Source organism: Streptomyces sp. DH24, assembly GCF_029813775.1.
Taxonomy (GTDB): Bacteria; Actinomycetota; Actinomycetes; order Streptomycetales; family Streptomycetaceae; genus Streptomyces.
This window is the reverse complement of the sequence record NZ_JARVKW010000036.1, coordinates 26,136-48,686: the sequence shown is the minus strand read 5'-3', so window position 1 is coordinate 48,686 and position 22,551 is coordinate 26,136. Positions and strand designations below refer to the sequence as shown.

20 protein-coding genes are annotated in these 22,551 nt (G+C 72.8%); 9 read left to right on the top strand and 11 right to left on the bottom strand.

The annotated features are described in order from the left end of the window. Nucleotides 1-83: 83 nt before the first annotated feature. Nucleotides 84-5,096 (bottom strand): ATP-dependent helicase, encoded by a 5,013-nt coding sequence (locus tag QC282_RS25115; RefSeq protein WP_279551828.1) that lies wholly within the window; start codon nucleotides 5,094-5,096, stop codon nucleotides 84-86. A gap of 181 nt (nucleotides 5,097-5,277) precedes the next feature. On the opposite strand from QC282_RS25115, the gene QC282_RS25110 reads away from it, so the two are divergent. The 3 genes from QC282_RS25110 to QC282_RS25100 are packed head-to-tail and all read left to right on the top strand — an operon-like array spanning nucleotide 5,278 to nucleotide 7,249. Further along, on the top strand, nucleotides 5,278-6,162 hold the full coding sequence (locus QC282_RS25110; RefSeq protein ID WP_279551827.1) for an AraC family transcriptional regulator: 885 nt from the start codon (nucleotides 5,278-5,280) through the stop codon (nucleotides 6,160-6,162). Then, nucleotides 6,141-6,944: an AzlC family ABC transporter permease gene (locus QC282_RS25105; RefSeq protein WP_279551826.1), complete on the top strand. Its 804-nt coding sequence runs from the start codon at nucleotides 6,141-6,143 to the stop codon at nucleotides 6,942-6,944. The genes QC282_RS25110 and QC282_RS25105 overlap by 22 nt, the downstream gene beginning before the upstream one ends. After that, on the top strand, nucleotides 6,941-7,249 hold the full coding sequence (locus QC282_RS25100; RefSeq protein WP_279551825.1) for an AzlD domain-containing protein: 309 nt from the start codon (nucleotides 6,941-6,943) through the stop codon (nucleotides 7,247-7,249). The genes QC282_RS25105 and QC282_RS25100 overlap by 4 nt, the downstream gene beginning before the upstream one ends. A 227-nt stretch (nucleotides 7,250-7,476) precedes the next feature. On the opposite strand, the gene QC282_RS25095 is transcribed toward QC282_RS25100, so the two are convergent. Beyond that, nucleotides 7,477-8,421: a hypothetical protein gene (locus QC282_RS25095; RefSeq protein WP_279551824.1), complete on the bottom strand. Its 945-nt coding sequence runs from the start codon at nucleotides 8,419-8,421 to the stop codon at nucleotides 7,477-7,479. Between the two features lie 77 nt (nucleotides 8,422-8,498). On the opposite strand from QC282_RS25095, the gene QC282_RS25090 reads away from it, so the two are divergent. The 4 genes from QC282_RS25090 (at nucleotide 8,499) to recX (ending at nucleotide 12,304) form a co-directional block, all read left to right on the top strand. Then, nucleotides 8,499-8,693 (top strand): DUF3046 domain-containing protein, encoded by a 195-nt coding sequence (locus tag QC282_RS25090; RefSeq protein ID WP_279551823.1) that lies wholly within the window; start codon nucleotides 8,499-8,501, stop codon nucleotides 8,691-8,693. Between the two features lie 126 nt (nucleotides 8,694-8,819). After that, nucleotides 8,820-10,118, top strand: coding sequence for an AI-2E family transporter (locus QC282_RS25085; protein WP_279551822.1), 1,299 nt, complete (start codon nucleotides 8,820-8,822; stop codon nucleotides 10,116-10,118). 224 nt (nucleotides 10,119-10,342) lie between these two features. Continuing rightward, nucleotides 10,343-11,467: a recombinase RecA gene (gene recA / locus QC282_RS25080; RefSeq protein ID WP_279551821.1), complete on the top strand. Its 1,125-nt coding sequence runs from the start codon at nucleotides 10,343-10,345 to the stop codon at nucleotides 11,465-11,467. Between the two features lie 3 nt (nucleotides 11,468-11,470). Further along, on the top strand, nucleotides 11,471-12,304 hold the full coding sequence (gene recX / locus QC282_RS25075) for a recombination regulator RecX (protein ID WP_279551820.1): 834 nt from the start codon (nucleotides 11,471-11,473) through the stop codon (nucleotides 12,302-12,304). 62 nt (nucleotides 12,305-12,366) lie between these two features. Here recX and QC282_RS25070 read toward each other — a convergent pair whose 3' ends face one another. From QC282_RS25070 to QC282_RS25040, 8 genes are all read right to left on the bottom strand, one after another. Next, on the bottom strand, nucleotides 12,367-12,810 hold the full coding sequence (locus tag QC282_RS25070; RefSeq protein WP_279551841.1) for a rhodanese-like domain-containing protein: 444 nt from the start codon (nucleotides 12,808-12,810) through the stop codon (nucleotides 12,367-12,369). Nucleotides 12,811-12,839: 29 nt separating this feature from the next. Continuing rightward, nucleotides 12,840-13,373: a cysteine dioxygenase gene (locus tag QC282_RS25065; RefSeq protein WP_279551819.1), complete on the bottom strand. Its 534-nt coding sequence runs from the start codon at nucleotides 13,371-13,373 to the stop codon at nucleotides 12,840-12,842. A gap of 77 nt (nucleotides 13,374-13,450) precedes the next feature. Further along, nucleotides 13,451-13,537 (bottom strand): putative leader peptide, encoded by an 87-nt coding sequence (locus tag QC282_RS32365; RefSeq protein ID WP_316731559.1) that lies wholly within the window; start codon nucleotides 13,535-13,537, stop codon nucleotides 13,451-13,453. Nucleotides 13,538-13,844: 307 nt separating this feature from the next. Continuing rightward, entirely contained in the window at nucleotides 13,845-15,455 is a 1,611-nt protein-coding gene (locus tag QC282_RS25060) for an FAD-dependent monooxygenase (protein ID WP_279551818.1), read from the bottom strand. Between the two features lie 175 nt (nucleotides 15,456-15,630). After that, nucleotides 15,631-16,533, bottom strand: a complete 903-nt coding sequence (locus tag QC282_RS25055) for an amino acid ABC transporter permease (RefSeq protein ID WP_279551817.1) — start codon at nucleotides 16,531-16,533, stop codon at nucleotides 15,631-15,633. Continuing rightward, nucleotides 16,530-17,198 carry an amino acid ABC transporter permease gene (locus QC282_RS25050; RefSeq protein ID WP_279551816.1) on the bottom strand — a complete coding sequence of 223 codons (669 nt, stop codon included), beginning with the start codon at nucleotides 17,196-17,198 and terminating at the stop codon, nucleotides 16,530-16,532. The genes QC282_RS25055 and QC282_RS25050 overlap by 4 nt, the downstream gene beginning before the upstream one ends. Nucleotides 17,199-17,328: 130 nt before the next feature. Beyond that, nucleotides 17,329-18,171 carry a glutamate ABC transporter substrate-binding protein gene (locus QC282_RS25045; RefSeq protein ID WP_279551815.1) on the bottom strand — a complete coding sequence of 281 codons (843 nt, stop codon included), beginning with the start codon at nucleotides 18,169-18,171 and terminating at the stop codon, nucleotides 17,329-17,331. Nucleotides 18,172-18,230: 59 nt separating this feature from the next. Then, complete coding sequence (locus QC282_RS25040; RefSeq protein WP_279551814.1) at nucleotides 18,231-19,007, bottom strand: amino acid ABC transporter ATP-binding protein; 777 nt, start codon at nucleotides 19,005-19,007, stop codon at nucleotides 18,231-18,233. A 289-nt stretch (nucleotides 19,008-19,296) separates the two neighbouring features. Between QC282_RS25040 and QC282_RS25035 the strand changes: the two genes are divergently transcribed. Continuing rightward, nucleotides 19,297-19,983, top strand: a complete 687-nt coding sequence (locus QC282_RS25035; RefSeq protein WP_279551813.1) for a response regulator transcription factor — start codon at nucleotides 19,297-19,299, stop codon at nucleotides 19,981-19,983. A gap of 9 nt (nucleotides 19,984-19,992) precedes the next feature. Continuing rightward, nucleotides 19,993-21,384, top strand: coding sequence for a HAMP domain-containing sensor histidine kinase (locus QC282_RS25030; RefSeq protein WP_279551812.1), 1,392 nt, complete (start codon nucleotides 19,993-19,995; stop codon nucleotides 21,382-21,384). 18 nt (nucleotides 21,385-21,402) lie between these two features. Here the strand turns inward: QC282_RS25030 and QC282_RS25025 are convergent, their stop codons facing one another. After that, nucleotides 21,403-22,398 (bottom strand): TAXI family TRAP transporter solute-binding subunit, encoded by a 996-nt coding sequence (locus tag QC282_RS25025; protein ID WP_279551811.1) that lies wholly within the window; start codon nucleotides 22,396-22,398, stop codon nucleotides 21,403-21,405. Between the last annotated feature and the right edge of the window lie 153 nt (nucleotides 22,399-22,551).

The window sequence follows — 22,551 nt, the reverse complement described above, 5'->3', positions numbered from 1 at the left end:
GTGCGTGTCGTGTGCGGCCGGTCCGGAGCGCTGTCCGGGGTCGGCCACGGTTCGGGCCGGGACGGTCCGCTGGGGGAACACGGTCACGCCCGTAGCCGTAGTCCGCGCGGGGTGGCGATGAAGCCCGCCGCCTCCAGCAGGGTGCCGAGCGGGGACGTCAGGGCCGAGGCGCCGTTGACCCGCTCCACCGTGACCGTGCCGAGGGAACCCGCGCGGGCCGCGGCGGCCAGGGCCTCCGCCGCGGCGTGCAGCCGGGGGTCGTCGGTGGCGTCGCCGTCGGGGTCGGCGAGCCAGGCCAGCAGGGTCTTGCCGCCCCGCTCCATGTAGAGCGTCAGCTCACCGTCGACCACGACGACGAGCGCGCCCGCCTTGCGCCCCGGCTTGTGCCCGGCGCCGGTCGGCGGCTCGGGCCAGGGGAGCGCGGCGCCGTACGCGTTCGCCGGATCGGCGGCGGCGAGGACGACGGCGCGGGTGCCACCGCCGGTGCGGGTACGGCGGTCACCGAACCCGAAGCCGGAGCCGTACGGGCCACCGCCCGGTCCCGACCCGTACGGCCGGCCGGTGCCTCCGCCCCGTGGGCCGCCGGCGCCCGGGGTGTCGAAGTCCCGGGGGGAGACGTAGTCGCCGGGGGCCGGGGGGAAGTCCGGGATGTCGAAGCCGCCGGACGGGTCGAAGGCGGCGAAGGGATCGGCGGAGTCGGTGGAGTCGGTGGAGTCGGTGGGGTCGGCGGGGTCGAAGCCGTCGGGGGAGGTGGACGCCGTGGGACCGAAGGCATCCGTCGGGAGTCCGGACCCTGCGCCGTGGCCGCCGTGGCCGCCGGTGGTCGTGAATGGTGCGGTCGGGCCCGTCTCGCCGCGTTCGCGGGCGTTCGCCACCGCGCGCAGGCGGTCCACCGCGCCGTCCATCGCGAACTGCGCGGCACCGAGGCCCTCGACCACGTAGCCGCGGCGGGCCTGACCGCTGTCCTCGAAGGCGGAGAGGATGCGGTACGTCGCCGAGAAGCCGCCCTCGACACCCTCCGCCGACACGGCACCCCGCGTCACCACGCCGTGCCGGTCGAGGAGCGTGCGGGCGAGGGCGTGGGCGCGCACGGTGGGGTCGGGTTCGCGGTCCGGCAGCAGGGACCAGCGGCCGGCGACGGTCGGCGGGCCGCTGCGGGACGCGGGCCGGGCGGCGGCCGTGAGAGAGCCGTAGCGGCCGCGTGGGACCGCCCGCTTGGCGCGGTGGGCCGTGGAACCGGCGGTGCGGCCCGAGCCCAGCAGGGAGCGCAGCGGGGTGAGCGTGTCGTTCGTGAGCCGTCCCGACCAGGCCAGGTCCCAGACGGCGTCCGCCAGTTGGGGGTCGGTGACGTCGGGGTGGGTGGTGGCGCGGACCTGGTCGGCGATCTGACGGAAGAACAGGCCGTAGCCGCCGGACAGCGCGTCCAAGACGGACTGGTGAAGGGCCGTCAGCTCCAACGGGTGCGGGGGCGGCAGGAGCAGGGGTGCCGCGTCCGCCAGGTACAGGGAGATCCAGCCGTCCTTGCCGGGCAGCGCGCCCGCCCCGGCCCACACCAGCTCCCCGGCCGCGGTGAGCTCGTCGAGCATCGCCGGGGTGTAGTGCGCCACGCGGGACGGCAGGACCAGCTTCTCCAGGGCCGACGCCGGTACGGACGCGCCCTGCAACTGCTCGACGGCACGCACCAGTCCGTCGACGCCCCGCAGAGTGTGCCCCTTGCCGATGTGCTGCCACTGGGGGAGGAACTGGGCGAGCGCCTGTGGTGGCACCGGCTCCAGCTCGTGCCGCAGGGCGGCCAGTGAACGGCGGCGCAGCCGGCGCAGCACCGCCGCGTCGCACCACTCCTGCCCGATGCCGGCCGGGTGGAACTCGCCCTGGACGACCCGGCCCGCCGCCGACAGGCGCTGAAGCGCGCCCTCGGTGACGGCCACGCCCAGGCCGAAGCGGGCCGCCGCCGTGGCCGACGTGAACGGGCCGTGAGTGCGGGCGAAGCGCGCGAGGAGGTCGCCGAGCGGGTCCTTGACCGGCTCCGTGAACGCCTCGGGCACGCCGACCGGCAAGGCCGTGCCGAGCGCGTCGCGCAGCCGTCCCGCGTCCTCGATCGCCGCCCAGTGGTCGGCGCCCGCGACCCGCACGCGGATCGCGCGGCGGGCGGCGGCCAGCTCCCTCGGCCACTGCAGATCGGCGCCCCGCGCGGCGAGTTCGGCGTCGGTGAGCGGGCCCAGCATCCGCAGCAGGTCGGCGACGCCCTCGACGTCCTTGACCCGGCGGTCGTCGGTGAGCCACTGCAGCTCACGCTCCAACTCGGTGAGCACCTCGGCGTCGAGCAGCTCGCGCAGCTCCGCCTGGCCCAGCAGCTCGGCCAGCAGCCGCGAGTCCAGCGACAGGGCGGCGGCGCGGCGCTCGGCGAGCGGCGAGTCGCCCTCGTACAGGAACTGGGCGACGTATCCGAACAGGAGCGAGCGGGCGAACGGGGACGGCTCGGGGGTGGTGACCTCGACGAGGCGCACCTTGCGGGCCTCCAGGTCGCCCATCAGCTCCACGAGCCCGGGGACGTCGAACACGTCCTGGAGGCATTCGCGCACTGCTTCCAGGACGATCGGGAAGGAGCCGAACTCGCTGGCGACCTCCAGGAGCTGGGAGGCGCGCTGGCGCTGCTGCCACAACGGGGTGCGCTTGCCTGGGTTGCGGCGCGGCAGCAGCAGCGCGCGGGCGGCGCACTCGCGGAAGCGGGCCGCGAACAGGGCCGAGCTGCCCACCTGGTCGGTGACGACCTGGTCGACCTCGCCCTTGTCGAAGACGACGTCCGCCGCGCCGACCGGGGCCTGGTCGGCGTCGTACTCCGTGCCGGCCTTCCCGGGCTCCTGATGGAGCAGGTCCAGGCCCATCAGGTCCGCGTCGGGCAGGCGCAGCACGATGCCGTCGTCGGCGTGCATGACCTGGGCGTCCATGCCGTACCGCTCGGAGAGCTTGGCGCCGAGGGCGAGCGCCCACGGGGCGTGCACCTGGGCGCCGAACGGGGAGTGCACGACCACCCGCCAGTCGCCCAGCTCGTCGCGGAACCGTTCGACGACGATCGTGCGGTCGTCCGGAATGTGGCCGCAGGCCTCGCGCTGTTCGGCCAGGTACGACAGGACGTTGTCGGCGGCCCAGGCGTCGAGCCCGGCGGCCAGCAGGCGCAGCCGGGCGTCCTCCTTGGGCAGGGAGCCCACCTCACGCAGGAAGGCGCCCAGCGCGCGGCCGAGTTCGAGCGGGCGGCCCAGCTGGTCGCCCTTCCAGAACGGCAGCCGGCCCGGCACGCCCGGGGCCGGGGAGACCAGGACGCGGTCGCGCGTGATGTCCTCGATGCGCCACGAGCTGGTGCCAAGCGTGAACACGTCCCCGACCCGGGACTCGTACACCATCTCCTCGTCCAGCTCGCCGACCCGGCCGCCGCCCTTCTTCGGGTCGGAGCCGGCGAGGAACACCCCGAACAGGCCGCGGTCGGGGATCGTGCCCCCGGAGGTGACGGCGAGGCGCTGCGCCCCCGGGCGGCCGGTGACCGTGCCGGCCACGCGGTCCCACACCACGCGCGGGCGCAGCTCGGCGAACGCGTCGGACGGGTAGCGGCCGGCGAGCATGTCCAGGACGGCCGTGAACGCCGACTCCGGGAGCGAGGCGAAGGGCGCGGCGCGGCGGACCGTGGCGAGCAGGTCGTCGACCTGCCAGGTGTCCAGCGCCGTCATGGCGACGAGCTGCTGGGCCAGCACGTCCAGCGGGTTGGCCGGGACCTTCAGGGACTCGATGGCGCCGGTGCGCATCCGCTCGGTGACCACCGCCGCCTGCACGAGGTCGCCGCGGTACTTCGGGAAGACCACACCCGTGGAGACCGCGCCGACCTGGTGTCCCGCGCGCCCCACGCGCTGCAGGCCCGAGGCGACGGACGGCGGCGACTCGACCTGGACGACCAGGTCGACCGCGCCCATGTCGATGCCCAGCTCCAGGCTGGAGGTGGCGACCACCGCCGGGAGCCGGCCCGCCTTGAGGTCCTCCTCCACGAGGGCGCGCTGCTCCTTGGAGACCGAGCCGTGGTGCGCGCGGGCGATGACGGGCGGGGCGCCCTGGGCCGCCCCGGAACCGCCCAACAGCTCCGCGGGGGCGTGGTGTTCGTCCAGGGTCTCGCCGGTGGCGCGCTCGTACGCGATCTCGTTGAGCCGGTTGCACAGGCGCTCCGCGAGGCGGCGGGAGTTCGCGAACACGATCGTCGAGCGGTGCGACTGGACGAGGTCGGCGATGCGCTCCTCGACGTGCGGCCAGATCGACGGGCGCTCCTGGCCCTCGGAACCGTCGGCGACCGGGGAGCCGCCCAGCTCGCCGAGGTCCTCCACCGGGACGACGACGGACAGGTCGAACTCCTTGCCCGACTTCGGCTGGACGATCTCCACCTTGCGGCGCGGGGACAGGAAACGGGCGACCTCGTCCACGGGCCGCACCGTCGCCGACAGGCCGATGCGGCGCGCCGGCTTCGGCAGGAGCTCGTCCAGCCGCTCCAGGGACAGCGCGAGGTGCGCGCCGCGCTTGGTGCCCGCCACCGCGTGCACCTCGTCCAGGATCACCGTCTCGACGCCGGTCAGCGCATCGCGCGTGGCGGACGTCAGCATCAGGAACAGCGACTCCGGCGTCGTGATCAGGATGTCCGGCGGACGCGTGGACAGGGCACGGCGCTCGGCGGGCGGGGTGTCCCCGGAGCGGATGCCGACCTTCACCTCCGGCTCGGGCAGGCCCAGGCGCACCGACTCCTGGCGGATGCCGGTCAGCGGGCTGCGGAGGTTGCGCTCGACGTCCACGGCCAGGGCCTTGAGCGGGGAGACGTACAGGACGCGGCAGCGCTTCTTCGGGTCGGCCGGCGGCGGGGTCGACGCGAGCTGGTCCAGGGCGGCGAGGAACGCGGCGAGCGTCTTGCCGGAGCCGGTCGGGGCGACGACCAGCACGTCCGAGCCCTCGCGGATGGCCTGCCACGCGCCCGCCTGGGCAGCGGTGGGCGCGGAGAAGGCCCCCGAGAACCAGCCGCGGGTCGCGGGGGAGAAGCCGTCCAGGGCTCGGTGTGCGGAGCTGACCATGCGTCCATCGTGCACCCGACCACTGACAAAGGGCGTGAGCTGGGCGAACGCCGGGTGATCGGCGGTGGCGGCGGCCGACGGCCGTGGCGCGGCTCGGGTGCGGTCCCGCGGCGCGGCGGCGGTGGACCGCGGGCGGTCGAGCGGCCCGGCGGTGGTGCGGCCGGTGGCGGACAATACGACCATGGCGGGAACCGGCGAGCGGGCGCGGCACTGGCAGTACGCCGACCTGCCCGGCGTCGACCTGCTGCGCGCCCGCTACATCCGCAAGACCTTCGTGCGGCACACCCACGAGCACTTCGTGATCGCCGCCATCGCCGACGGCGTCGAGGTGTTCCACCACGGCGGCGGCGATCAGTACGCCGGGGCCGGTGCGCTCGCGCTGGTCAATCCGGACACCCCGCACACCGGCCGGGCCGGGGTGCCCGAGGGCTGGCGGTACGGGGCGGTCTACCCGTCGCCCGAGGTGGTGGCCGCGATAGCCGCCGAGACGACCACGCTGCGGGGCACGCCCGGTTTCGTGCGGCCGGTGCTGGACGATCCGTACGCGGTGGCGCTGGTGCACCGGGTGCTGCGGGCCACCGACGAGGGCAACGCGCTCGCCGCCGACACCCTGCTGCGGGTCGCCGTGACGCGGCTGCTGCGGCTGAACGGCGGGCCGCTGCCCCAGCGGGAGGTCCGGACGGCCGGGGCCCGGCTCGCCGCACGCGCGCGTGCGGTGCTGGAGGACCGGATGGCCGGCCCGCCCACCCTGGAACAGCTCGCCGCGGACCTCGGCACCAGTCCGTTCGCCCTGCTGCGGGCCTTCCGCGACGCCTACGGAATGCCGCCCCACACCTGGCTGACCGACGCCCGCGTCCGGCACGCGCGTCGGCTGCTCGACGCCGGGACGACGCCCGCGGAGGCCGCCCTCGCCGTCGGGTTCACCGACCAGCCGCACCTGAACCGGCACTTCACCCGCATCGTCGGGGTGCCCCCGGGCGCCTACCGGCGGGAGCGCAAGAACGTACAAGACGCGCGGCGACGGCTCCTCGTATCGTCCGACGCGTGGCAGAACAGACAGCAGTAGCGGACATAGGTGAAGAAAACGGCGGCAAGTCGGACAGGGCTGTCGTGCGGGACGCCCTCGGCGTCGGGGTCGCCGTCGGACTGTCCGGGTTCGCCTTCGGCGTGACCTCGGCCGGCGGCGGGCTCTCGCTGTGGCAGACCTGCGCGCTCAGCCTGCTCGTGTTCACCGGCGCCTCCCAGTTCGCCCTGGTCGGCGCGCTCGCGGCCGGCGGCAGCCCCTTCACGGCGGCCGCCGGGGCCTTCTTCCTGGGCGTGCGCAACGCCTTCTACGGGCTGCGCCTGTCGCAGGTGCTCGCCCTCCCGCGCGCGGTGCGGCCGTTCGCCGCCCAGTGGGTCATCGACGAGACGGCCGCCGTCTCGCTGGCCCAGCCGACCCGCCGTGGCGCCCGGCTCGGGTTCGCCGTGACCGGGCTCAGCCTGTACCTCCTGTGGAACCTCACCACCCTGCTCGGCGCACTGGGCGCCGAGGCCATCGGCGACACGGACGCGTGGGGCCTGGACGCCGCCGGACCCGCCGTCTTCCTGGCGCTGCTCGCGCCGATGCTCAAGAGCGGGACGGAACGGGCCGTCGCCGGGCTCGCCGTCCTGCTGGGGCTTGGCCTGCTGCCCCTGCTGCCCGCCGGAGTGCCCGTCCTGGTGGCAGCCCTCGCCGCCCCGGCCGTCCTGTGGGCGCACGGGCGGCGCGGCGCGCACGACGACCTGTCCGGCGCGCCCCACGCCGTGCCCCAGGCCCCCGACCACCCGTCCGGCCACGCCGGCGACCCGTCCGAGGAAGACCGTTGAACATCTGGATCGCGATCGGCGTCACCGCTCTCGGCTGCTACGCCGTCAAGCTCGCCGGGCTGCTGGTGCCCGCGGGTGCCCTGGAACGACCGCTCGTGCGGCGGCTCGCCGCGCTGCTGCCCGTCGCCCTGCTCGCCGCCCTCACCGCCCAGCAGACCTTCGCCGACGGGCGGACGCTGGTGCTGGACGCGCGTGCCGCGGGGATCGCCGCCGCCGCCGTCGCGCTGGTGCTGCGGGCGCCGTTCCTGGTCGTCGTCGCGGCGGCCGTGATCGTGACCGCGGGGGTGCGGGCGCTGGGCGGGTGAAGGGGCTGTGTGCGGCAGGGCGGAGGGCCGCCCGCGCGCGTACGCCCGGGCGGGGCGAGGCGGGCAGGCAGCGCAGCGCCAGGAGAGGCCGCCCGCGCGCGGACGCGTATGTCCCGTGCCCAGGGACCAGGTGCCGCGCAGCCGCGCGAGCGGGGCCGCCCGCGCGCGTACGCCCGGGCGGGTGGCAGCGGCGCGCGCCCGGGCGGGTGGCTGCGGCGCGACCGCCGTCAGCCGATGTCGCGGCCGTACGCCCGCAGGGTGCGCAGCGCCTCCAGCGTGACCAGAGGGCGCGCTTCCAGGGCGGGGGCCGGTGCCCACTGGCGCCAGCGGACCGGCCAGCCGCCGTCCTCCTCCTGCTCGGCTGCCAGGAAGTCCAGGGAGCGTGCCACCTCGTCGTCCGTGAACCACGCGCGTGCGAGGCTGTCCGGCGTCCGCGCGTAGTCGTGCGGGAAGTGGTGCTCGCGCGGCGCGTAACCGGCGGCCACGGGATACGCGTCCAGGTGGTCCGGGTCCAGGGCGGCGAGGCGCTGCTCGCGCACCAGACGGCCCAGGCGGTCCGCCGCCGCCTCCGCGCGCGTGCGGTCGGGCGCGGAGTCCAGGAAGGCGACGGCGGCCTCGACCTCGTACGGGTGGGACCTCTCCAGCGACTCGACCGCCTGCCAGCAGAAGTCCGTGGCCCGGAACAGCCAGGCGTGCCACACCTCGTTCCGGTGCAGCAGCCCCACCACCGGCCCGGTGGCGAGCAGGGCGCCGGGCGGGTCGTCCACGACCGGCACGAAGGGCGCCGCCGGGTAGCCGCGCTGGCTGGGATGGATCGCCGGAAGGGCGCCGTCCGCCGTGGAGACGGACGTCAGATAGCGGCACACGCGCTCGACGCGCAGACCGCCGCAGCGCCCCACGGCGTCCAGCACGCGCAGGGCGTGGGCGGCGTGCAGGGGCTGGCTGACGGGGCCGCGCAGATCCGGCTCCAGCCCGTGGCCGTATCCGCCGTCGTCGTTGCGGTATGCGTCCAGCGCGGTCTCCACCGGGTCGGCGGGGCCGTCCCGGAAGTGGTGGGCGAAGAGGTGCTGCTCCAGCACGCGCGCGGTGAGCCACACGAAGCGTTCGGCGCGCGCGAGCGGGGACCGCGCCGGGGGCGTCGGGGGGAGTGCGGAAGCTCCTGTTTCGGCCATGCGTCAGACCGTAGGCGGAAAGCGGCGCCGGTGAGCGGTCCCGCCGTAGGCTCCCCCGGGGGCGGGATACTGATGGCATGCGGTTGACGGTCTTCTGGGAGCGGATGGCGGATCACTTCGGTCCGGGCTACGCCGAAATGTTCGCGCGCGACCACGTGATGTCGGAGCTCGGCGGGCGCACGGTGCACGAGGCGCTGGCCGCCGGCTGGGAGGCCAAGGACGTGTGGCGGGTGGTCTGCGCGGTGATGGACGTGCCGCGGGAGAAGCGCTGAGCCGCGAAGACCGCGGAGCGGGGGCGGCGCCGGGTGGCGACGTTCGCGCGGCGGCGGCAGTCCTGATGCGCGAAGTTCGCCGGGCCGGGGCAGCGGGCTGTCGGCGGCGTGGGCGAGACTTGCACCGTGGCACCCACTGACGAGACCGGGCAGGCGACCCGGCACGCGACCCCGATCGGCCCGACGCCGCCGCCCGGCCCCCCGCCGGCGCCGGCGAACGGTGCCCGTATGCCGCGCTGGCTGCCGCGCGCGATGGTCCTCGCCCTCGCCCTCATCGCCGTGTTCCAGCTCGGCAGTTGGGCCTTCCACCAGCTCACCGGCCTGCTGATCAACGTCGTCATCGCGTTCTTCCTGGCGCTCGCCGTCGAACCCGCGGTGAGCTGGATGGCCTCACGCGGACTGCGCCGAGGGCTGGCCACCGCCGTGGTCTTCCTCGCCGTGACCGTCGTGGCCGCCGGGTTCGTCACCCTGCTCGGCTCCATGCTCGCCGGCCAGCTGATCAAGATGGTCGAGGGCTTCCCCGACTACATCGACTCCGTCATCAACTGGATCAACACGCACTTCCACACCGAGCTCAGACGCGTGGACGTCCAGGAGGGCCTGCTGCGCTCCGACTGGCTGCGCAACTACGTGCAGAACAGCGCCACCGGCGTTCTCGACGTGTCCGCCCAGGTCCTCGGCGGTCTCTTCCAGCTGCTGACGATCACCCTGTTCTCGTTCTACTTCGCCGCCGACGGCCCCCGGCTGCGCCGCGCCCTGTGCTCCGTGCTGCCGCCCGCGCGGCAGGCCGAGGTGCTGCGCGCCTGGGAGATCGCCGTGATCAAGACCGGCGGCTACCTGTACTCGCGCGGCCTGATGGCCCTCATCTCGGGCCTGGCGCACTTCGTTCTGCTCGAGTTCCTGAACGTGCCCTACGCGCCCGTGCTCGCCGTGTGGGTGGGCCTGGTGTCGCAGTTCATCCCCACCATCGGCACGTACCTCGCGGGCGCCCTGCCCATGCTGATCGCCTTCACGGTCAATCCCTGGTACGCGCTGTGGGTGCTGATCTTCGTCGTGCTCTACCAGCAGTTCGAGAACTACGTGCTGCAGCCCAAGCTGACCGCGAAGACCGTCGACATCCACCCGGCCGTCGCCTTCGGCTCGGTCGTCGCCGGCACGGCCCTCCTCGGCGCGGTCGGCGCCCTGATCGCCATCCCCGCCGTCGCCACGCTCCAGGCGTTCCTGGGCGCGTACGTGAAGCGGTACGCCGTCACGGACGACCCGCGCGTCCACGGTCACCGGCGCGGTTCCGCCGGCCCCCGGGCGCTCACCCGCGCGTGGCGCGCGCGGGCGGGACGACCGGGTGGGTCCCGGCCGGGGGCGGAAGGGCCGGCGGAGGGGCCGACGGAGGGTTCCGGGGAAGGGTCCGGGGGCGGGACTTCCTGACGGACGGACCCCGGCCGGGGCCCGCGTGGTGCGCTTGACACGAAAATCGAACATCCATTCTTATGGAGGCTCCGGCGAGGCTCTGGATGGGTACTTCGCCCCGTTTTCAATGGAGATGTGCCCGAGTTATCCACAGGCCGGACGTGCGTCGGGGCGCATTGTCAGTGGCAGGCGTTAGCGTCTTTGACGTGAAGCGATCGACTCAAGCAAATCGGGTGGAACCCATGGCAGGAACCGACCGCGAGAAGGCTCTGGACGCCGCGCTCGCACAGATTGAACGGCAATTCGGCAAGGGCGCGGTCATGCGCATGGGCGAGCGGTCGATGGAGCCCATCGAGGTCATCCCGACCGGGTCGACCGCCCTCGACGTGGCCCTCGGCGTCGGCGGTCTGCCGCGCGGCCGCGTCGTGGAGATCTACGGACCGGAGTCCTCCGGCAAGACCACGCTGACGCTGCACGCCGTGGCCAACGCGCAGAAGGCCGGAGGCCAGGTCGCGTTCGTGGACGCGGAGCACGCCCTCGACCCCGAGTACGCGAAGAAGCTCGGCGTCGACATCGACAACCTGATCCTCTCCCAGCCCGACAACGGCGAGCAGGCCCTGGAGATCGTGGACATGCTGGTCCGCTCCGGTGCCCTCGACCTGATCGTCATCGACTCCGTCGCCGCGCTCGTCCCGCGCGCGGAGATCGAGGGCGAGATGGGCGACAGCCACGTCGGTCTGCAGGCCCGCCTGATGAGCCAGGCCCTGCGGAAGATCACCAGCGCGCTCAACCAGTCCAAGACCACCGCCATCTTCATCAACCAGCTCCGCGAGAAGATCGGCGTGATGTTCGGCTCCCCGGAGACCACGACCGGTGGCCGGGCGCTGAAGTTCTACGCCTCGGTGCGCATCGACATCCGCCGCATCGAGACCCTGAAGGACGGCACGGAGGCGGTCGGCAACCGCACCCGCTGCAAGGTCGTCAAGAACAAGGTCGCGCCGCCCTTCAAGCAGGCCGAGTTCGACATCCTCTACGGCCACGGCATCAGCCGCGAGGGCGGCCTGATCGACATGGGCGTGGAGCACGGCTTCGTCCGCAAGGCCGGCGCCTGGTACACGTACGAGGGCGACCAGCTCGGTCAGGGCAAGGAGAACGCGCGCAACTTCCTGAAGGACAACCCCGACCTGGCCAACGAGATCGAGAAGAAGATCAAGGAGAAGCTGGGCGTCGGCGTGCGTCCCGCAGAGCCGGCCGCGGAACCGGGTGCGGACGCCGCGGCCACGGCAGCCCCGGCCGACGCCGCCACGGCGGTGCCCGCCCCCGCGGCCAAGGTGACCAAGTCCAAGGCCGCGGCAGCCAAGAGCTGATCCGTGACACGACGAACCGACTGGGCCGAGTACGGGGGCTCCGCCGGGACGGGCGGTGACGCGTACGGGGGGTACGGGGAGCACGCCGGCCACGGCACGGACGGGGGACACGACGGCACGGTGCCGTACGGGACGGGGGAGCCGTACGGCGACGGGCCGGGTCGCGAGGAGTGGCCGGACGGTGCCGGCGCTCCCGGTGGCAGACGCCGGGGCGGGGCACGGGGGGCCCGCGGCGCGGGCGGCTCACGGGGGAGCCGCCGGCGGGGCCGCGGGGAGCCGTCCGGCGAGGACGGGGGTGCCTCTTTCTCGTCGAGGGCCGAGAAGGGGGAGCCTCCTGGGGACCCGGTGGAGCAGGCACGGGCGATCTGCCTGCGCCTGCTCACCGGGACCCCGCGCACGCGGAAGCAGCTCGCGGACGCCCTGCGCAAGCGGGAGATCCCGGACGAGGCCGCGGAGGAGGTGCTGTCGCGGTTCGAGGAGGTCGGACTGATCAACGACAGCGCGTTCGCCGACGCGTGGGTCGAGTCCCGGCACCACGGCCGAGGCCTGGCCCGCCGTGCGCTCGCCCGGGAACTGCGCACCAAGGGCGTCGACTCCACGCTGATCGACGCGGCCGTCTCCCAGCTCGACTCCGAACAGGAGGAGGCGACGGCGCGCGAACTCGTGGACCGCAAGCTGCGCGCCACCCGCGGCCTCGACCGCGACAAGCGTCTGCGCCGTCTCGCCGGCATGCTCGCGCGCAAGGGCTACCCCGAGGGCATGGCCCTGCGAGTGGTCCGCCAGGCGCTGGAGGAAGAGGGCGAGGACACGGAGTTCCTGCCGGAGGAGGGATTCTGACGGAACGTCGGATTGGGGTCACCGCTGGCCCACTGCCACTGCCGGGGCTGGGCCGGGCAGGCTCAGCGGTCGGCACCGGGGAAGGGCGCCGGCCCCGCCACCGTCACCGGCAACCCCGCCGTCCGCCACGCCTGGAAGCCGCCCGCCAGATCGGTGGCCCGGTGCAGTCCCAGTCGGTGCAGGGACTCCGCGGCCAGGGTGGAGGCGTAGCCCTCGTTGCAGATCACGACGATCCGCAGATCGTGGCCCGTCGCTTCGGGGGCGCGGTGGCTGCCGCGGGGGTCGAGACGCCACTCCAGTTCGTTGCGCTCGACGACCAGGGCGCCCGGGATCAGCCCGTCCCGCTCGCGCAGGGCCGCGTACCGGATGTCCACCAGCAGCGCGTCCCCGGCGCGCGCGGCCTCGTAGGCCTCCCGGGGTCCGACGCGTTCGTAGCCGTCCCGCACCCGCTCCAGCAACTCGTCGATGCCGGGCGGCAGTTGACCCGTGCTGCCCGTCGCCGCCACCGGCTGCTCCGTCCGTCCGCTTCCCGTCGTCACTGCCAGTCCTCCGGTCGCTCGATCTGCTCCAGCCGCAGTACCTGGCCGACGCGGCTGTAGCGGCGGATGCGGGGCAGGGGCGGGTAGTAGGCGTGGACGGAGACCGCGTGGTGGTCGGGGGAGTCGTTGAGGACCTCGTGCACGTGGTGGCGTCCGAAGGCGCGGCCCTGCCCGGCCGTCAGCCGGCGCTCGCGGTCCACACCGTCGGTGAGCTCCAGGGTCTTCCAGCCGTCGGTGGGCAGCCGGGCGGCGAGTGAGTGCTCCCGCAGTTCGCCGGACGCGGTGAAGAAGGCGCCGACCGAGTCGGCGTGGTCGTGCCAGCCGGTGCCCGTGCCGGGCGGCCATCCGATCAGCCAGGCCTCGCTGCCGCCGGGCCCGTCGAGCCGCAGCCAGGTGCGGCCCTCGGGGTCGAGGGGGAGGGAGGCGATCAGTTCGGTGTCGGCGGCGGTCCGCCGTACGAAGTCGAGCAGGTCGGCCTGCGTGGGCGCGGGGCCGGCGGTGGTCGGCACGGAGGCCGGGGAGACAGACATGGACCGTCCTGAAGAGGGTTCGCGGAGACGCGCGCGGCCGACGGACGGCACTGCGCGCGGGGGAGAGGAAGGCGAATTCAGCAGGACGGACGACACACGCAGCCCGCGTAGCGGACGAGGTCCATGTGGACCCTCCGCCACAGGCGCGTCGAGGTGTCGGTCACGGTCCGGAGTACACCATGGCCGTCCGGACCGGTCAACCGGCCGTCACCATGCGGACGTACGGTGACGGCGGGCTCGTTCGTGTCAGTGTGAGCCGGTCGGTGTGTCCGTCTCCGGGCGTGACCATGCGGGCGTGCGGTGGTGGCGGGCTCGTTGGCACCGGTGGGAGGCGGCCGGTGTCTCCGTCTCCGGGCGTGACCATGCGGACGTACCGTGATGGCGGGCGCGTCCGTGTCAGTGTGAGCCGGTCGGTCGTCTCCGTCTCAGGCCGTCACCATGCGGGCATACGGTGACGGCGGGCGCGTGGCGTCAGTGGGAAACGGCCGGTGCCTCCGCCTCGGCCTCCGCGTCGGCCGCACCGCCCAGCGCGGCCTCGGCGGCCGCGTACAGGTCGGCCGGGCGCACTCCGCTCAACGCGGTGACGAGGTGGCCGTCGGGACGGACGAGGAGCACCGTGTGGGCGCCCGCGCCCGGATAGCTCTCGGCCACGAGGAGTTCGGCGGTGTGCGGCAGCGCGCTCACCGCGGCCATCAGCCGGGGCATGATGCCGGCGGTCACCCAGTGCTTGCGCTCCCACACGCCCGTGCCCGGCGCGACGAGCACCACGAGCAGCGCGCCGCGCCCGAGCCGGTCCCGCAGCCGTACGAAGGAGCCGTCCTCCGCCGTCACCAGGACGTCGGTGACCTGCGCTCCGGGCGGTGTGCCGACGGGCACCTCCCCTTCGAGGTGCCCGGGTGCGAGAGGCGAGTCGGCGTACGTGCCGGGCGCGCCCAGTGCTCCGCGCCCCAGATGACCGTCCGTGAGCAGCGCGTCGTGGCCGCGGGCCGCGCCGGGCACGTAGGAGCGCAGGCCCCCCGAGCCGCCGCGCAGTATCGGCAGCGACTGGTCGGCCGCGCGCAGCCGGGCGGCGACGGCGCCGCGCCGCTCCTCCTGGTAGCTGTCGAGGAGCGCCTCGTGCGGGCCGTGGTGCCAGGCCAGCGCCAGTTTCCAGGCGAGGTTGTCGGCGTCCCTGAGGCCCTCGTCGAGGCCGTGGGTGCCGAGCGCGCCGAGCAGATGCGCCGCGTCCCCGGCGAGGAAGACGCGGCCGACCCGCCAGCGCCGGGCCAGCCGGTGGTGGACGGTGTGGACACCGGTGTCGAGCAGCTCGTACGGGGGTGTGGAGCCGCCGGTCCAGCCGGCCAGCGTCTCCCGGACGCGGGTGACCAGCAGTTCGGGGGTGACGAGGTCCTTGCCCGGCGGGAGCAGCCAGTCCAGCCGCCACACCCCGCCGGGCAGCGGGCGGGCGGTGATCTCGCCGGCGGACGGGCCGGTCGTGCGCCACGGCGGCAGGCGGTGCAGCAGCGCCTCGCCGGGCCAGGGGAGTTCGGTGCGCAGGGCGGCGACGGCGTGCCGTTCCACCGCCGTACGGCCCGGGAAGCGGATGTCCTGGAGCTTGCGGACCGTGGAGCGGGGACCGTCGCAGCCGGCCAGATAACTGCCGCGCCACCATGTGCCCTTCGGGCCGCGGGTGTGGACCGTGACGCCGGAGGCCTCCTGCTCCACGCCGTCGACCCTGCTGTCCACGGCGATCCTCACCCGTGACTCGCGGGCGAGGGCGGCGCGCAGGGCGCCGGTCAGCACGTGCTGCGCGATGTGCAGCGGGGCGGGTTCGGCCTCGTCGAAAAAGACCTCGCGCATCACCTGCTTGCGCCGCATCGACCGCCATCCGGCCCAGTGGGCGCCGGCCTGCGCGAGCGGCACACCGGTCAGCCGTTCCAGCAGGGCGGCGGTGTCCTCGCGCAGCACGACGGTGCGCGCGGGACGGGGTTCGTCCTTGCCCGGTCCCTCGTCCAGGACGACGCAGGGCACGTCCTGACGCGCCAGACCCAGGGCGAGCGTGAGCCCGACGGGCCCCGCTCCGACGACGATCACCGGGTCCACGGCGCGGCGCCCCCTGCCCGCAGTGGTGACCTGAGAGACGTAGGTGAACAGGACGTTGGAGCAGGGTGCACGATCACAGAACGTATGCAACCCATTGCCGCTGCTTGCGTCAAGCGACGGAGGCAGTGGCGATCATGCCACTGCCTCCGTGCGGGTCAAACGGGTTGAGGGAGCGTCAGGGAGCGCCGCGGGTCTTCTGCGGGGCGCCGATCTCGGCCGCGTTCAGCTCCTCGACCTCTTCGGCGCCGACGACCGCGCCCGTGCTCCGCTTGCTCTTGCGCAGCCTGCCCTCCAGCCAGGAGGCGAAGGAGGTGAGGATGAAGTTGAGCACGATGTAGACGACGGCCACCACGATGAAGCTCGGGATGACGTTGGCGTAGTTGGCCGCGAGGGTGCTGCGCGCATTCAGCAGCTCGGTGAAGTTGAGCAGCACACCACCGAGGGCGGTGTCCTTCACGATGACGACGAGCTGGCTGACGATGGCCGGCAGCATCGCCGTGACGGCCTGCGGCAGCAGGATGGTCTGCATCGTCTGGCCCTTGCGCAGACCGATGGCGTAGGCCGCCTCGGCCTGGCCCTTGGGCAGGGAGAGGATGCCGGCCCGGACGACCTCTGCGAGCACCGAGGCGTTGTACAGCACCAGGCCGGTGACGACCGCGTAGAGGGGCCGGTCCTCGCTGGAGATGCCCGTGTACTCCACGTACACCTCGTTGGCGAACAGCATCAGCAGCAGCACCGGGATGGCCCGGAAGAACTCGACGACGACGCCGGCGGGGCCCCGTACCCAACGGTGGTCGGAGAGACGGGCGATGCCGAGGACCGCGCCCAGCGGAAGGGCGATGACCATGGCCAGTGCCGCGGCCTTGAGGGTGTTGCCGAGTCCTGGCACCAGGTACGTCGTCCAGGCCGCGGAGGTCGTGAACGGCTCCCACAGGGCCCACTGCAGCTGGCCCTTGTCGTCCATCGTCCGCCAGATCCACCACAGGAAGAGGGCGAGCAGGACGAAGAAGACGACGGAGAAGAGCACGTTGCGCCGCTTGGCGCGGGGGCCCGGAGCGTCGTAGAGGACGGAACTCATCGCTTCACCGCCAGTCGCTTGCTGAGCCAGCCGAAGAACAGGCCCGTGGGAAGAGTCAGCACCACGAAACCGAGGGCGAAGATCGCGCCGATGGCCAGCACCTGGGCCTCGTTCTCGATCATTTCCTTCATCAGGAGTGCGGCCTCGGCGACGCCGATGGCGGCGGCCACGGTGGTGTTCTTGGTCAGGGCGATCAGGACGTTGGCCAGCGGGCCGATGACCGAGCGGAAGGCCTGCGGAAGCACGATCAGCCGCAGGGTCTGACTGAAGCTCAGTCCGATCGCGCGGGCCGCCTCGGCCTGGCCGAGGGGCACGGTGTTGATGCCGGAGCGGATCGCCTCGCACACGAAGGCCGCGGTGTAGGCGGCCAGGCTGAACACGGCGAGCCGGAAGCCCAGGAGGTCGAAGTCGTCGGGGACGCCCATCGTCATGCCGAAGATGTCGGCGAGGCCGAGGGAGGAGAAGACGATGATGACCGTGAGGGGGATGTTCCGGACGATGTTGACGTAGGCGGTGCCGAACCCGCGCATCAGCGGGACGGGACTGACCCGCATGGCGGCCAGCACTGTGCCCAGGATCAGGGAGCCGACGGCGGAGAAGACGGTGAGTTGCACCGTCGTCCAGAACGCCCCTAGGACGTCGTAGCCTTCAAGAAAGTCGAACACGATCTCCCGCGCTTCCGGGTGTGTGGCGTACGTGGAGGGCGTGGCGCGCCGCCGCGGGGAGGCGTGGGCGGCGGCGCGCCTGCGGAACCCTGCGTTACCTGCCGGATTCCTGCGTCAGCGGAGTTCCGCGTTACTTGACGATCTGGCCGATCTTCGGGGCCGGCTCGTTCTTGTAGTTGGCCGGGCCGAAGTTGTCCTTGACGGCCTTCTCCCACGAACCGTCGGAGACCATCTTCTCCAGCGCCTTGTTGATCTTGTCCACGGTCGCGGAGTCGCCCTTCTTGACGCCGATGCCGTAGTTCTCGTTGCTCAGCTTGAGGCCGGCGAGCTTGAACTGACCCTGGTACTTGTCCTGGGCGGCGAAGCCCGCGAGGATCGAGTCGTCCGTGGTCAGTGCGTCGACGGCACCGCTCTGCAGACCGGCGAGGCACTCCGAGTAGCCGCTGTACTCACGCAGCTGGGCCTTCGGGGCGATGGTGTCCTTGACGTTCTGCGCCGAGGTGGAGCCGGTCACCGAGCAGAGCTTCTTGCCGTTGAGGTCGGTGGCCTTGCTGATGTCGGAGTCGGCCTTGACCAGCAGGTCCTGGTGGGCCAGCAGGTACGGGCCGGCGAAGTCGACCTTCTGCTTGCGCTCGTCGGTGATCGAGTACGTGGCGGCGATGAACTTCACGTCACCGCGGGCCAGCGCGTTCTCGCGGTCGGCGCTCTTGGTCTCGACCCACTCGATCTGGTCTTCCTTGTAACCGAGCTCCTTGGCGACGTACGCGGCGACGTCCACGTCGAAGCCGGAGAAGGAACCGTCCGGCTGCTTCAGGCCCAGACCGGGCTGGTCGTACTTGATACCGATCTTGATCTTGTCGCCGCCCGAGCCGCTGCCCGAGTCGCTGTCCTTGTCGTCACCGCCACACGCGGTGGCGGTCAGGGCGAGCGTGAGCGCCACGGCCGAAGCGGCGGTGAACTTGCGGAGCTTCATGGTGGATCCTTTGGTGTGAGGAACGGATGCGGACCGTCCGTGACGGTACGGTGCGGTGATCAGTGGTGCAGGATCTTCGACAGGAAATCCTTGGCGCGGTCGCTGCGCGGGTTGCTGAAGAATTGGTCGGGCGCAGCCTCCTCGACAATCCGGCCGTCCGCCATGAACACCACGCGGTTTGCCGCCGATCGTGCGAAACCCATCTCGTGGGTGACGACGATCATGGTCATGCCGTCGCGGGCGAGCTGCTGCATGACCTCCAGGACCTCGTTGATCATTTCCGGGTCCAGGGCCGAGGTCGGCTCGTCGAAGAGCATCACCTTCGGGTCCATGGCCAGGGCCCGCGCGATGGCGACGCGCTGCTGCTGGCCTCCGGAGAGCTGCGCCGGGTACTTGTCGGCCTGGGTGGCCACGCCGACCCGGTCGAGCAACTGACGGGCCTTCTCCTCGGCCTTCTTCCGGTCGGCCTTGCGGACCTTGATCTGGCCCAGCATCACGTTCTCGAGCACCGTCTTGTGCGCGAAGAGGTTGAAGGACTGGAAGACCATGCCGACGTCGGCGCGCAGCCGGGCCAGTTCCTTGCCCTCCTGCGGCAGCGGCTTGCCGTCGATCGCGATCGCGCCGGAGTCGATGGTCTCCAGGCGGTTGATGGTGCGGCACAGCGTGGACTTACCGGACCCGGAGGGTCCGATGACCACGACGACCTCGCCGCGGGCGATTGTCAGATCGATGTCCTGGAGTACGTGCAACGCGCCGAAGTGCTTGTTGACGCTCTTCAGGACGACCAGTTCGCCGGTTGCGGCCACGTCTTCCTTGGCCACCGATACTTCGGTCATCGCTCTCAGGCTCCGTCCTCCTCGGTTTCGGAGGACAGTAGTGACCCTCCACGACCAGCGTCATTACATCTGAGGGGAATCTGAGCATCACGATCCGATAGCAATCAGACACGTGTCGTAGCACTTGTGAGCAGGGCGCATATCGGCCGCGTAACGGTAGGGGCCCGCAACCGGAACCCTCTTGACGCCGTCCTCGTCCATCGGCGTCACTTCACAGACGCACGCGCGCGTGTGCCTGTGCTGTTCTACACATCAAAATGGTACGGCCGATGAACCGAAAGGGGCCCGGATGAGACTGCTGCTCGTCGAGGACGACAACCACGTCGCCGCAGCTCTGTCCGCGATCCTGGCCCGGCACGGCTTCGACGTCACGCACGCGCGCAGCGGCGAAGAGGCCCTCCAGGCGCTCGTCCCCGAAGGCGACGGCTTCGGCGTCGTCCTCCTCGACCTCGGCCTGCCCGACCAGGACGGCTACGAGGTGTGCAGCAAGATCCGCAAGCGCACCGCCACGCCGGTCATCATGGTGACCGCGCGCTCCGACGTGCGCTCCCGTATCCACGGCCTGAACCTCGGCGCCGACGACTACGTCGTGAAGCCCTACGACACCGGGGAACTCCTCGCCCGCATCCACGCCGTCAGCCGGCGCAGCGCGCACGAGGACACCTCCAGCGGCATCGAGACGGCCGTACGCCTCGGCCCCGTACGCATCGAGCTGCCCACCCGGCAGGTCAGCGTGGACGGCGCGGTCGTCCAGCTCACCCGCAAGGAGTTCGACCTGCTCGCCCTGCTCGCGCAGCGGCCCGGCGTCGTCTTCCGCCGCGAGCAGATCATCAGCGAGGTGTGGCGGACCAGCTGGGAGGGGACCGGACGCACCCTGGAGGTGCACGTGGCGTCCCTGCGCGCCAAGCTGCGCATGCCGGCGCTCATCGAGACCGTACGCGGCGTGGGCTACCGGCTCGTCGCCCCGGGTTCGTAGCGGGCCGGGGTGCGCACACGACTCCTGCCGCTGCTGATCGTCCTGATGGCGGCCGTGCTGCTGGCCCTCGGCATCCCGCTCGCCGTCAGCGTCGCCGCGGCCCAGCAGCAGAACGTCGTCGTCGACCGCATAGACGACACCGCGCGCTTCGCGGCCCTCGCCCAGTTCGTCGCCGACGACCCCACGGCCAAGGACGAGCGCCTGGAGACCCTCAGCCGCGAACTGCGCAGCTACCACCGGGTCTACGGCATCCGCGCCGGCGTCTTCTACCGCACCGACACCCCGATGGCACACGCCCCGGCCACGTGGTTCCTGCCCCGTTCCGGGGAGGTGCGCGACGCCTTCGAGGAGGCGCTGCTCAGCCGCCGCAGCCACGACCCGGAGCAGGTCTGGCCCTGGGAGCGGCACAGCCTCGTCGTCGCCTCGCCCGTCATCCGGGACGGCGACGTCGTCGCGGTCGTCGTCATCGACTCGCCCACCGGGTCCATGCGTTCGCGCATCCTGCACGGCTGGCTGATCATCGGCGCGGGCGAGATCACCGCGATGCTGCTGGCGGTCGGCGCGGCGCTGCGGCTGACCGGCTGGGTGCTCAGACCCGTACGCATCCTCGACGCCACCACCCACGACATCGCCACCGGACGCCTGAAGTCGCGGGTCGCGGCCACCGGAGGGCCGCCGGAACTCCAGCGTCTGGCCCGGTCGTTCAACGAGATGGCGGACAACGTCGAGAACGTGCTGGAGCAGCAGCGCGCCTTCGTCGCCGACGCCTCCCACCAGCTGCGCAACCCGCTCTCGGCCCTGCTGCTGCGCATCGAACTGCTCGCCCTGGAGCTCCCCGAGGGCAACGAGGAGATCGCGTCCGTGCAGGCCGAGGGCAAGCGGCTGGCGCGGGTCCTGGACGACCTGCTCGACCTGGCGCTCGCCGAGCATTCCAAGGTCGAGCTGAAGGTCACCGACATCGGCGCGCTGACCGCCGAGCGTGTCGCCGCCTGGGCGCCGACCGCCGAGGCCAAGGGCGTGCGGCTGGTGGGCGACTGCCCGGCCACCACCGCCTGGGCCGACCCGGTCACACTGTCCAGCGCCCTGGACGCGGTCATCGACAACGCGGTGAAGTTCACGCCGGGCGGTGAGACCGTGCGGGTCACCGTCTCCTCCGTCGCCGAGAGTTCGAGCATCGTCGTCGCCGACCACGGACCCGGCCTGACCGACGAGGAACTCGCCCGGGTCGGCGACCGCTTCTGGCGCAGCGGCCGCCACCAGAACGTCAAAGGTTCCGGCCTCGGGCTGTCCATCTCGCGCGCGCTGCTCGCGGCGGGCGGCGGCACCATCACGTACGACCACCACGAACCGCACGGCCTGGAGGTCACGGTGACCGTGCCGCGGACGGGTCCGGTGCCGTGAGCGCCGGCGCACTCCGCGCTACGGCTTGACCGAGCGGTAGTAGCGGCGGGCGCCCTCGTGCAGGGCGAGGGGGTCGGTGTAGATCGCGGTGCGCAGGTCCACGAGCTGGGCGGAGTGCACGTGCCGGCCGATGCCGTCCCGGCTCTGGATCACGGTCCGGGTCACCCACTCGATGAGCCGGGGATCCAGGTCCGCGCGCGTGATCAGCACGTTGGACACCGCCATCGTCGGCACGGAGGTGCCGTTCTGGATGACGGGATACGCGGACTCCGGCATGTTCCGCGCGCGGTAGTAGCGCGTGGCGCCGCCCTGCCGGTGCAGCTCGGCGACGAGCTCGTCCTCGATCGGCACGAACCGCAGCGCGGACTCCTCCGCCAGCCTGTTCAGGCCGTCCGTCGGCAGCCCGCCCGACCAGAAGAACGCGTCGAGGCCCTTGCCGAGCCGCTCCGGGCCGGTGTCGATGCCGTCGGCGCGGGGCGAGATGTCCTCCTCCGGGTCGATGCCCGCCGCGCGCAGCACCCGGTCGGCGATCAGGCGCACGCCCGAGTTGGGCGGGCCTATCGCCACGCGCTTGCCGCGCAGGTCCGCGACCGAGCGGACGTCCGAGCCCGGCGGCACCACGAGCTGCACGTAGTCGTCGTACAGCCGGGCCACGCCGCGCAGCGACTCGGCGCCCGGCAGGCCGAGCAGCCGGTACGTCTCCACCGCGTCGGCCGCCGCGATCGCGAAGTCCGCCTGACCGGTCGCCACGCGCTTGACGTTCTGCTGGGAACCGGCGCTGGTCAGCAGCCGCACCCTCAGATCCGGCATGTCCTCGTCCAGCTCGGCCCGCAGCAGCGCGCCGTACTTCTGGTAGACCCCGGCGCGCGTGCCGGTGCTCAGCGTCATCGTCCCGCTCGGCGGAGCGTCGCCCAGCGGCAGCAGCCACCACAGCAGCAGCCCGAGCGCGACGACACCGGCCACCGCGGCCTGCAGGGCGCGACGGCCGGCGAAACGGGACACGACGTTGGACATGCGGGCGATCCTGCCAGCCGGGACGCCGAGCTGACCAGCGTGGGGGTGCACACGTCCGGGGCCCGCCGACCGCGGCCCGCCGACCGGGGCCGCGCGTGGAATGGCGGCCGGGGCTCCGGCGGGCGGAGGGGCGGCCGGGGCTCCGGCGTGGCA

Bases quoted from the DNA above. Each gene is read 5' to 3' on its own strand.
- QC282_RS25115 (WP_279551828.1), bottom strand. From the start codon at position 5,096: ATGGTCAGCTCCGCACACCGAGCCCTGGACGGCTTCTCCCCCGCGACC.
- QC282_RS25110 (WP_279551827.1), top strand. From the start codon at position 5,278: ATGGCGGGAACCGGCGAGCGGGCGCGGCACTGGCAGTACGCCGACCTG.
- QC282_RS25095 (WP_279551824.1), bottom strand. From the start codon at position 8,421: ATGGCCGAAACAGGAGCTTCCGCACTCCCCCCGACGCCCCCGGCGCGG.
- QC282_RS25090 (WP_279551823.1), top strand. From the start codon at position 8,499: ATGCGGTTGACGGTCTTCTGGGAGCGGATGGCGGATCACTTCGGTCCG.
- recA (WP_279551821.1), top strand. From the start codon at position 10,343: ATGGCAGGAACCGACCGCGAGAAGGCTCTGGACGCCGCGCTCGCACAG.
- QC282_RS25065 (WP_279551819.1), bottom strand. From the start codon at position 13,373: ATGTCTGTCTCCCCGGCCTCCGTGCCGACCACCGCCGGCCCCGCGCCC.
- QC282_RS25055 (WP_279551817.1), bottom strand. From the start codon at position 16,533: ATGAGTTCCGTCCTCTACGACGCTCCGGGCCCCCGCGCCAAGCGGCGC.
- QC282_RS25045 (WP_279551815.1), bottom strand. From the start codon at position 18,171: ATGAAGCTCCGCAAGTTCACCGCCGCTTCGGCCGTGGCGCTCACGCTC.
- QC282_RS25040 (WP_279551814.1), bottom strand. From the start codon at position 19,007: ATGACCGAAGTATCGGTGGCCAAGGAAGACGTGGCCGCAACCGGCGAA.
- QC282_RS25035 (WP_279551813.1), top strand. From the start codon at position 19,297: ATGAGACTGCTGCTCGTCGAGGACGACAACCACGTCGCCGCAGCTCTG.
- QC282_RS25025 (WP_279551811.1), bottom strand. From the start codon at position 22,398: ATGTCCAACGTCGTGTCCCGTTTCGCCGGCCGTCGCGCCCTGCAGGCC.